At 63.6% G+C, this 8,017-nt stretch carries 8 protein-coding genes; 5 read left to right on the top strand and 3 right to left on the bottom strand.

What is annotated here, in order from left to right; all coding sequences use genetic code 11:
• The 3 genes from ftsZ (at position 1) to Q8Q80_RS04660 (ending at position 2,413) form a co-directional block, all read left to right on the top strand.
• Positions 1-1,161, top strand: coding sequence for a cell division protein FtsZ (gene ftsZ / locus Q8Q80_RS04670; RefSeq protein WP_305631806.1), 1,161 nt, complete (start codon positions 1-3; stop codon positions 1,159-1,161).
• Between the two features lie 115 nt (positions 1,162-1,276).
• Entirely contained in the window at positions 1,277-2,221 is a 945-nt protein-coding gene (gene lpxC / locus Q8Q80_RS04665) for a UDP-3-O-acyl-N-acetylglucosamine deacetylase (protein ID WP_305631805.1), read from the top strand.
• Between the two features lie 9 nt (positions 2,222-2,230).
• Positions 2,231-2,413 (top strand): hypothetical protein, encoded by a 183-nt coding sequence (locus Q8Q80_RS04660; RefSeq protein ID WP_305614506.1) that lies wholly within the window; start codon positions 2,231-2,233, stop codon positions 2,411-2,413.
• Between the two features lie 36 nt (positions 2,414-2,449).
• Here the strand turns inward: Q8Q80_RS04660 and Q8Q80_RS04655 are convergent, their stop codons facing one another.
• Positions 2,450-2,878 carry a DciA family protein gene (locus Q8Q80_RS04655; RefSeq protein ID WP_305631804.1) on the bottom strand — a complete coding sequence of 143 codons (429 nt, stop codon included), beginning with the start codon at positions 2,876-2,878 and terminating at the stop codon, positions 2,450-2,452.
• A gap of 22 nt (positions 2,879-2,900) precedes the next feature.
• Here Q8Q80_RS04655 and Q8Q80_RS04650 point away from each other — a divergent pair, with 22 nt between their 5' ends.
• Together Q8Q80_RS04650 and secA are read left to right on the top strand one after the other, a co-directional pair.
• The gene (locus tag Q8Q80_RS04650) at positions 2,901-3,869 is read left to right on the top strand and encodes a M23 family metallopeptidase (RefSeq protein WP_305631803.1); all 969 of its coding nucleotides are present in this window, start codon (positions 2,901-2,903) and stop codon (positions 3,867-3,869) included.
• Between the two features lie 131 nt (positions 3,870-4,000).
• Entirely contained in the window at positions 4,001-6,739 is a 2,739-nt protein-coding gene (gene secA, locus Q8Q80_RS04645; protein WP_305631802.1) for a preprotein translocase subunit SecA, read from the top strand.
• 49 nt (positions 6,740-6,788) lie between these two features.
• Here the strand turns inward: secA and Q8Q80_RS04640 are convergent, their stop codons facing one another.
• Complete coding sequence (locus tag Q8Q80_RS04640) at positions 6,789-7,547, bottom strand: DUF3025 domain-containing protein (RefSeq protein WP_305631801.1); 759 nt, start codon at positions 7,545-7,547, stop codon at positions 6,789-6,791.
• 41 nt (positions 7,548-7,588) lie between these two features.
• Positions 7,589-8,014, bottom strand: a complete 426-nt coding sequence (locus Q8Q80_RS04635) for a hypothetical protein (RefSeq protein ID WP_305631800.1) — start codon at positions 8,012-8,014, stop codon at positions 7,589-7,591.
• Between the last annotated feature and the right edge of the window lie 3 nt (positions 8,015-8,017).

Here is an 8,017-nt window from a genome sequence, read left to right as displayed (position 1 = left end):
ATGTTCGAGATTCTCGACAAGGAACCCGTGGGGGCAGTGATCAAGGTCATCGGCGTCGGCGGAGCAGGCGGCAATGCGGTCGATCACATGATCCGCGAAGGTGTGAATGGCGTTGAATTCATTGCCGCCAACACCGACGGCATGGCACTGAACCGCAGCCTCGCCCCGATCAAGATCCAGCTCGGCAAGAACGGCCGCGGCGCCGGTGCCAAGCCGGAAGTGGGCCGCAGCGCGGCCGACGAATACCGCGAATACATCGCCGACCAGCTGCGTGGTGCCGAAATGGTGTTCATCACCGCCGGCATGGGCGGCGGCACCGGCACCGGCGCGGCGCCCATCGTGGCCGAAGTCGCCAAGGAAATGGGCATCCTGACGGTCGCCGTCGTGACCAAGCCGTTCGATTACGAAAACCGCATGCGTGCGGCCGAAACCGGCATCGACGAACTGGCGAAGAGCGTCGATTCGCTGATCGTCGTGCTGAACGAGAAGCTGATGGAAGTGCTCGGCGAAGATGCCAGCCTCGAAGACGGCTTCAAGGCAGCGGACAACGTGCTGCGCAACGCCGTCGGCGGCATCGCCGAAATCATCAACATTCCGGGTCTCGTCAACGTCGACTTCCAGGACGTGCGTACCGTGATGGGCGAAATGGGTCGCGCCATGATGGGTTCGGCCGAAGCGGCCGGCATGGACCGTGCGCGCATCGCCGCCGAACAGGCGGTCGCCAGCCCGCTGCTCGAAGGCGTCGAGCTGTCGGGCGCACGCGGCGTGCTGGTCAACATCACCGCCAGCCGCTCGCTGAAGATGAAGGAAGTGAAGGACGCGATGGAAACCGTGCGCGCCTTCGCGGCCGAAGGTGCCCATGTGATCTTCGGCACCGTGTTCGACGAAACGATGGATGACCGCCTGCGCGTCACCGTCGTGGCAACCGGGCTCGGCGCCCCGCGCGCGATGAGCAGCAAGCCGCCGATGACCATCATCCGTACCGGCACCGACGACATGGCCATGACGTCCGGCAACGGCACCGACTACTCGCACCTCGACATCCCGGCAGTGATGCGCGGACGCGGCGGTCGCACGGCCTCCAGCGCCGTCGAGGCGATGCGCGCCAACGGTGTCGAAACGCTCGACATCCCGGCCTTCCTGCGCAAGCAGGCGGACTGAACCGACGTTTGCAGTCCGGGCTCAGCCTTGCTGCAGCCCGGAAACGTCGTGTTACACGGGTATTACACCGAGCTGGGATAAAATCCGCTTTTCGAATCGGTCATCCCCACACGCCATGATCAGGCAACGCACGATCCGCTCAATCAGCCACGCGACCGGCGTAGGCCTGCATTCGGGATTAAAGGTGAATCTCGACCTGCGCCCGGCGCCCGTCGATACAGGCATCGTCTTTCGCCGCACCGACCTCGACCCGCCGGTTGAAATACGCGCCGATGCGCGCGCCGTGGGCGACACGCGCCTCGCGTCGTGCCTGAGCAGCGGCGGTGCGACGATATCGACCGTCGAGCACCTGATGTCGGCTCTGGCCGGCCTCGGCGTGGACAATCTGTTCGTCGATGTCGACGCGTCCGAGCTACCGATCATGGACGGTTCGGCATCCACGTTCGTCTATCTGATCCAGCAGGCCGGTGTGGTCGAGCAGGCCGCACCGAAGAAATTCATTCGCGTGCTCGACACCATCGAAGTCAGCGACGGCGACAAGTGGGCGAAGCTCGAACCCTACGAAGGGTTCAGCCTCGAATTCTCGATCGAGTTCCGGCATCCGGCGATCGAGCGCACCGGCACGAAGGTGAAGATCGATTTTGCGCACCAGTCCTATATCAACGACGTGGCGCGTGCGCGTACCTTCGGCTTCATGCACGAAGTCGAATATCTGCGCCAGAACGGGCTTGCCCAGGGCGGCAGTCTCGACAACGCGATCGTGATGGACGAGTACCGTGTGCTGAACAGCGACGGCCTTCGCTACGCCGACGAGTTCGTGAAGCACAAGGTGCTCGACGCGATCGGCGACCTGTACATCATCGGCCATCCGTTGCTGGCTGCCTTCAGCGCACACAAGTCTGGACACGCGTTGAACAACCAGTTGCTGCATGCGCTGCTGGCGCGCCAGGACGCCTGGGAATGGGCGGATTTCGCCGCTTCGCACCCTGCCCCGGCTGCGGTGTCGAACCAGTTCATGCCGCTGCCGGACAACGGGCCGTCCCTTCCGGCCTTCGCCTGAGGCCCGCCTGTGCTCATCCTGCGCCTGATCGGCGTCCTGCTGATCATTTCGATCGCCGCCTGCTTCATCACTTATGTCATCACGCGCAACAGGCGCTACCTGACACTGGCCGGGTTGCTGCTGAAGTACTCGATCATCGCGGCACTGCTGATCGGTGCGCTGTTGGTGCTGGAACGGGTGCTGGTCATCTAGGGTCTGTTCAACCCGGACTGGCCTGCGCGCACCGCATCAGCTGCGGTCGATCAGCTTCTGCAATGCACGACGCAACTCGCTGTCCGGTGCGAGCCCGGCATTGCCTTCGGCAAGCCTGGCGCGCGCCTGCTGGCTGACTTCGCGACGGGGTGCGGATACCGGAAGCTGTTGTCCTTCATGGGCTTGCACCTTGACCCTGACTTCGGTAACCTCCCTGCAACTTTCCCGGAGGGTTGTCAGTACGCTGGGTAACACTTGCCTGAGCCGGTTGGCGACGGCACCCGAAGGCGCACTGACCACCACCACTCCCTGCTTCACGTTCAATACACGGCTGATATTCGCCAGTTCCGGTGGCAGGAATTTTTCATAAGCCCGCTGCACGCGCCCGATAGTTCTGGCGTGCAGGGCAAGTTGAGCCAGGCTGTCCTGCGTTGTTAGATGGTCGTGCAGGCGGCGGGCTGACATAGACAAGAACTCGGGAGCGAGCGTGCAGATTATTCTTGTTTCCAGTCGCCTGACAACAGCAAAGGCCATCACGGTCCAGCCCTGGCACCTCGTCAGCGCGCTCGTTGCCTTCACGGTGCTGGTATTTTCCCTCGCATCGGCCTTCTCCTTCATCACCCTGAAGCACGCCAGTGAATGGAAGCTGCCGCTGATCGATGACATGATCGCGACCGCCCGCAACGAGGAAATCCGGCGCAGCGAACTGTTCGTGCGCGAAAACCTGAACACCATGGCGGTCAAGCTGGGGCAGATGCAGGCGCAGCTGATCCAGCTCGACACACTCGGTTCCCGCCTTGCGAAGTTCGCCGGCGTCAAGGCGCCGGAGCCGGTCCGCACTTCGCCACCGCCCGGCCAGGGTGGTCCGCTGGTGAGCGAAAATGCTTTGTCCGCGATCGAACTCGAAGCACAGATGAAGCACTTTGCCGATCTGCTTTCGCAGCAGGACGACTACCTCGGGGTGATCGAATCCGAACTGCTGCTCGACCAGGCCAGCCTCTCCCTCGTGCCATCCACATTGCCGGTCATCGGCAGTGCCTGGAACACGTCGGGCTTCGGTTGGCGCATCGATCCCTTCAACGGTTCGCGCGCCATGCATGAGGGGGTCGATTTCGTTGCGGAAGTGGGTACGCCCATCATCGCCGCCGCGGCAGGCGTGGTCACCGCCGCGTCGTACCATCCGCAGTACGGCAACATGATCGAAATCGACCATGGACGCGACTTGAGCACGCGTTACGCGCATGCAAGCAAGCTCTCGGTCAGCGCCGGCATGATCGTGAAGCGCGGCCAGAAGATCGCCGAAGTCGGCAGTACCGGGCGCTCCACCGGCCCGCATCTGCATTTCGAGGTCCGGGTGAAGGACGTGGCACAGAACCCGAACCGCTTCCTGGAGCTGGCGCGCAAGGCACAGCCGGCAGGTCTGCAGCAGGCGAAAGCAGGCCGGCACACACACTGAGCGCGCCTCCCGGCGCCCGGCTCTCCCCGCTTGCGCATGCACGGCTGCCCCCGGCTGGAGGCTGCGCGGTCGCATGCTAGAATCGCACCCTTTTCCGCCTTCGGTTTGCCCGAAACGGGCCCCAGTCTTCGATGATTGCTTCCCTGTTCACCAAGATTTTCGGCAGCCGCAACGATCGGTTGCTGCGCAAATTCCGCTCGGTCGTCAATCGAATCAATGCTCTCGAATCCGAATTATCGGCTTTGAGCGATGAAGCACTGGCGGGCAAGACAGTCAGCCTCCGGCAGCAACTCGCCGACGGCAAGACGCTCGACGACATCCTGCCGGAAGCCTTTGCTGTCGTGCGCGAGGCGAGCAAGCGCGTGCTGGGCCTGCGCCATTTCGACGTCCAGCTGCTGGGCGGCATCATGCTGCACAGCGGCCGCATCGCTGAAATGCGGACCGGTGAAGGCAAGACGCTGACCGCGACGCTGGCGGTGTATCTGAATGCGTTGTCCGGCAAGGGCGTGCATGTCGTCACGGTGAATGACTACCTCGCCAGCCGCGACGCCGAAATGATGGGACGCCTGTACGGTTTTCTGGGCATGACCACAGGCGTGAACCTGTCGCGCATGCAGACCGACAAGAAGCGCGTTGCCTATGCGGCCGACATCACCTACGGCACCAACAACGAATTCGGATTCGACTACCTGCGCGACAACATGGTGTATTCGCTGGATGAACGCGTCCAGCGCGGGCTCAACTACGCCATCGTCGACGAGGTCGACTCCATCCTGATCGACGAGGCGCGCACGCCGCTGATCATTTCCGGACAGGCCGACGACCATACCGACCTCTACCTGCGCCTCAATGTCGTGGCACCGCGGCTCACACGTTGCGAAACGGAAGATGGTCCGGGCGACTACTGGGTCGACGAAAAGGCACACACGGTGCTGCTGACCGAAGTCGGTCACGAACATGCCGAGGAAATCCTCAGCAGCGAGGGTTTGCTGGAAGCCGGCAGAAGCCTGTACGAGCCGGCCAACATCACTTTGGTTCACTTCCTGTACGCCAGCCTGCGCGCGCACAACCTGTATTTCCGCGATCAGCAGTACGTGGTGCAGAACGGCGAAATCATCATCGTCGACGAATTCACCGGCCGCCTGATGCCGGGCCGCCGCTGGTCGGACGGCCTGCATCAGGCCGTCGAGGCGAAGGAAGGCGTGCAGATCCAGTCGGAAAACCAGACACTGGCGTCGATCACCTTCCAGAACTACTTCCGCATGTACGGCAAGCTGGCCGGCATGACCGGCACGGCGGATACCGAAGCCTACGAGTTCCATCAGATCTACGGCCTCGAAACCGTCGTGATTCCGACGCATCGTCCGATGATCCGCAAGGACATGAACGATCTGGTGTATCGCACGGCACCGGAAAAGTATGCGGCCGTGATCGTCGACATCAAGGACTGCCACGAGCGCGGCCAGCCGGTGCTGGTCGGCACCACCTCCATCGAAAGTTCGGAACTGCTGTCCGGCCTGCTGAACAAGGACAAGCTGCCGCACCAGGTGCTCAACGCGAAGCAGCACGAACGCGAAGCGGAAATCATTGCGCAGGCCGGTAGCCCGGGCGTGATCACGATCGCGACCAACATGGCCGGTCGCGGTACCGACATCGTGCTCGGCGGCAACGTCGAGAAGTCCATCCAGGCGCTGCGGGCAGACAGCAGCATCGACGAGGCCGATCGCGCGGCGCGCATCGAAAAGCTGCGCACCGAATGGACATCGCTGCACGACAAGGTCATTTCGGCCGGCGGCCTGCACATCATCGGCACCGAACGCCACGAGTCGCGCCGCATCGACAACCAGCTGCGCGGTCGTTCCGGTCGTCAGGGCGACCCGGGTTCGTCGCGCTTCTACCTGTCGCTGGAAGATTCGCTGATGCGCATCTTCGGCGGCGAGCGCCTGAATGCCATCATGATCCGGTTGAAGATGCCGGAAGGCGAGGCGATCGAACATGCGATGGTCAACCGCTCGCTCGAATCCGCGCAGCGCAAGGTCGAACAGCGCAACTTCGACATCCGCAAGCAGTTGCTCGAATACGACGACGTGGCCAACGACCAGCGCCGCGTCATCTACGAACAACGCAACGCGCTGCTGGAAGCCGGCAACATCGCCGAAACGATCACCGCCATGCGCCACAGCGTGCTTGAAACCACATTCCGCCAGTACCTGCCGGCGGAGACCGTCGAAGAGCAATGGGACCTGCCGGGTGCCACGTCTGCCTTCCTGTCCGAGTACCGCATTGACGCGCCGCTGGCCGACTGGCTGGCTGCGGAACCGAATCTGGCTGATGACGACCTGCTCAAGCGCATCACCGGCATGTCGGACGACCTTTACGCAGTGAAGGTTGCGCTGGTCGGCGGGGAATCGTTCGGCCAGTTCGAGCACAACGTGATGCTGCAAAGTCTGGACAGTCACTGGCGCGAACACCTGGCCGCGCTCGACCACCTGCGTCAGGGCATCCATTTGCGCGGCTATGCGCAGAAGAACCCGAAGCAGGAATACAAGCGCGAAGCGTTCGAACTGTTCGAAGGCCTGCTCGATTCGGTGCGTGCCAACGTCACGCGCGTGCTGATGAACGTCGAAATCCGCTCACCGGAGCAGATCCAGGAAAGCGAACCGGTGGCGCCCGATCTCGAGAACGTGCGCTACACGCACGCCGAATTCGATCCGTCGCTGGCGGGCGAAGGCGTCGATCCGATGGCGCCGCCGGCCGGTGGCAACGCGGCCGCGACGCCGGCGGCAGCCGGTCCGAAGATCGGTCGCAACGACCCCTGCCACTGCGGCTCGGGCAAGAAGTACAAGCAGTGCCACGGCAAGCTGGTCTGAACGGCGGCCGGCAGAAGTCAAAAGGGCGACCCGATGAGGTCGCCCTTTTTCATGGTGCAGCCCGCCAGCGTGGCACGGGTCTGAACTGGCACGTGTCGTCGAAGTACGTGGCGCAGGTATTGTCCGCCGTCATGCCCGGCAGACCGAGCACCGGCAGCGGCTGCAGGTCGCGCGGCGAACGGGGCCACAAGCCATCACCGATCTGGCACGCCAGCCAGGCATCGACCCGTGCAGCGGACACGTCGGCTGCCGCGCTACCCAGCTGCCCGCTGAACACCAGATGTGCGCGGGCGCACAGCCCGACGTGCGGTGCGCGCGCCTTGTCCAGCAGCGCATGACCGATCACGAATACCCGGGCGGCCTCCAGCATGCCCCGGCGATCGAACATCGCCTCGCGCCAGCGGTGATGACGGATGGCGTCCAGCAGGGCGCTGTCGTCCGACACCAGCACCAGCCCGTCCTCATCGAACTGGGTCAGCGCATCGCGCACCGGCCCGCGGGCTCCCGCGCCATCTACCGTGTGCGCGAGCTGCTCGACGTGGCACTGGTTCATCGCCGCCTTGGTCAGCGGAAAGGCCAGCCACACCAGCGCGTTGAAGGTGTCGTGCCAGTTGTGATCGCGCGTCGGCACGCAGCCGGTGCCGGCAATTGTCGACTCGTATGGCTGATCGCCGGGTGGCGCTGCGGAAAAAGTCAGCGCGTGTCCGGTGCTTGTTCGCGGACGGCCGATGCGCGCTGCCTGCGCGTCCAGCCAGGCGGCGGCGGGCGCCGTCAGGTCGGGCAGCAGCGCATCCAGCAGCGGCCGCATGCCAGCATGCAGCGGGCCGGCCGGCAACGCAGCAGGAAGGCTCAGCGCTGCTCCGCCTCGGCCGTCGTGCTCTTGACGAAGGTGAGCACGTCATCCTTGCGACGGAACACACCGATCGCTTCCGGCACTTCAGGCGGCTTCTCGACCACCGCGAAAGCGCAATCGGTGGTGTTCACGGCATACCAGCGACTGCCCTGCCGCAACAGGTAGCGGTTCGGCTCGCCACCGCCGAATACGCTGACATTGGCGGCGGTCAGTCGTGCCGGCTTCATCACGTAACGGCGCTGGCAGGTCGGCATGCGCGACACGATGATGGCCAGCTTGTATTCGTCGCTCCAGAAATAGGTCTTTTCACGATTGAGCGTCAGGGCGTGATCCTTGTTCTCGATCATGAAGGCGGCGTTCTCGATATCGCATCCGGCCAGCAGGACGGCGAACGGCAGGATCAGCAAGGTCAGTCGTGTCATGGG

Source organism: Methyloversatilis sp. (genome assembly GCF_030698125.1).
Lineage (GTDB): Bacteria > Pseudomonadota > Gammaproteobacteria > Burkholderiales > Rhodocyclaceae > Methyloversatilis.
This window is presented reverse-complemented; position numbering and strand designations above follow the sequence as displayed.